This is a genomic window from Methanocalculus natronophilus (assembly GCF_038751955.1).
GTDB classification, from domain to species: Archaea; Halobacteriota; Methanomicrobia; order Methanomicrobiales; family Methanocorpusculaceae; genus Methanocalculus; species Methanocalculus natronophilus.
This window is the reverse complement of record NZ_JBCEXH010000017.1, coordinates 1-1,525: the sequence shown is the minus strand read 5'-3', so window position 1 is coordinate 1,525 and position 1,525 is coordinate 1. Positions and strand designations below refer to the sequence as shown.

Sequence of the window (1,525 nt, the reverse complement as noted above, 5' to 3'; positions counted from 1 at the left end):
TGAGGCCATCAAAACAACACCCCTCCTGATTTGATGGGATGAAATTCAGGGTCGTTCGTTCCAACAGATCTCCATAATGAGCACTGAAGATCTCTTTCGGCAGCTCAACATCCCTGACCTCGTCTTGACCAATGATACGGTTCCACTGCCAGACAACCCAAAAACCAACTAAAATGACAGAGCTATCGCTCTCCTTACCCCTTATCAACAGGGGACTTTCCACCTATGACTGCGTGAATCAGTCCTCAGAACAACGCACTCAGATGTGTCGGGTTCTTCACCCCGGCACGAAGCCCGGTCAGGAGGAGCATTTGATATGCTACAAAGTTGAGGATCATGTAGAGTTCCCGGCTCTCATGCCGAATCCCTTTGAGGTGAAACGTGACCGATGCCTTGATTCGGCCATGAACCCGTTCACACTCTCCACGGTTTCGCATGATTGCTGAGAATTCAGGGTCGAGAAGATTCTTGTTACGGAAATGCTTCCCGACCTGTTCCACTCTTCCGTTCTGGAAGAGGAACTGTAACTGTTGAGTCAGGGGAGCGTGGATATCTCCCCCTGCTCTCCAGAGCTTGTTAACCCAGTGTCTGATTCTCTCTTCACTTCCTTCGTTCTGGATAACAGCTCCTTCCCGGATATCGATGCAGGGCCGGGCATTCAGATGATACCAGATCTGAGCATGTGCTTCAAATGAGTCATATCCTGCATCAAGCAGCACATTGATGAGCCGTGGATTCAATGTCTTCACCCTCTTGAGAAGAGGAAGAAGATGAGCAATATCTGCATCCTTTCCATACGAGTAGACCATTGCAAGCGGATATGATCCCAGATGGAAGATGTGCGCTTTATCCATCTTTACCGAGTAATGCGGATGAAACGGTGCGTATTTGTCGTGCCGGGATGCCACAAGCGGTGTAGAATCGATGGTACCGATCATCTCATTCTCTGCCCAGAGAAGAATTGCCTCACCAACAAGGTGCATGAGCCGTTTCATCCCTTCAACGCCGAGACGGTATTTCACAAAGTAGTGGAGGGTTGCTGAATTGGGTATGATGTAACCATCTTGGCCCAACTCTGCCCCAAGATGGAAACAATCCTCGTCTGTCAGGAGATGCATTGTCCGGGCATAGGATTGTTTCCGGAAACACTTGATGATAAGAAGCTTCAGCAGGAGAAGAACCGGATACCTGAATCTGGTACTTCCTGTGGCGTAGTATTCTCGTTCAATAGTCTGTGCGATAGTGTGCAGATACGATGAACTCAGGAATTCTGAGAGAGACTTCCCGCGTTCAATCTCTTTAATTCTGCTTTCTTTTGCCGAGAACTCAATGCTGGAGTCCATGAGCCAGTCGTACGCTGAGTATATAAACCTGACTGAAAACCCCTCTTGGGGGCGCAAAAAAGTTGGAAAAGCCTGAAAAAATGAGGGGAATAACGCATAAATTGACTGAATCTATCAGAGGCGCGCAGAATGCCGGAAAATAGAGGAGGTTTTATAAGTCAGATCTCTGGTTTGATGGGCTC

At 48.2% G+C, this 1,525-nt stretch carries 2 protein-coding genes; both read right to left on the bottom strand.

What is annotated here, in order from left to right:
• A partial coding sequence (locus ABCO64_RS10055; protein WP_253461080.1) for a hypothetical protein occupies nucleotides 1–223 on the bottom strand: 223 nt, incomplete at its 3' end.
• 22 nt (nucleotides 224–245) lie between these two features.
• A complete protein-coding gene (locus tag ABCO64_RS10050; protein WP_253461077.1) occupies nucleotides 246–1,343 on the bottom strand; it encodes a transposase in 1,098 nt (365 codons plus the stop codon).
• Nucleotides 1,344–1,525: the final 182 nt, after the last annotated feature.

Coding starts and splice junctions, on each gene's coding strand:
- ABCO64_RS10050 (WP_253461077.1), bottom strand. CDS start 1,343: ATGGACTCCAGCATTGAGTTCTCGGCAAAAGAAAGCAGAATTAAAGAG.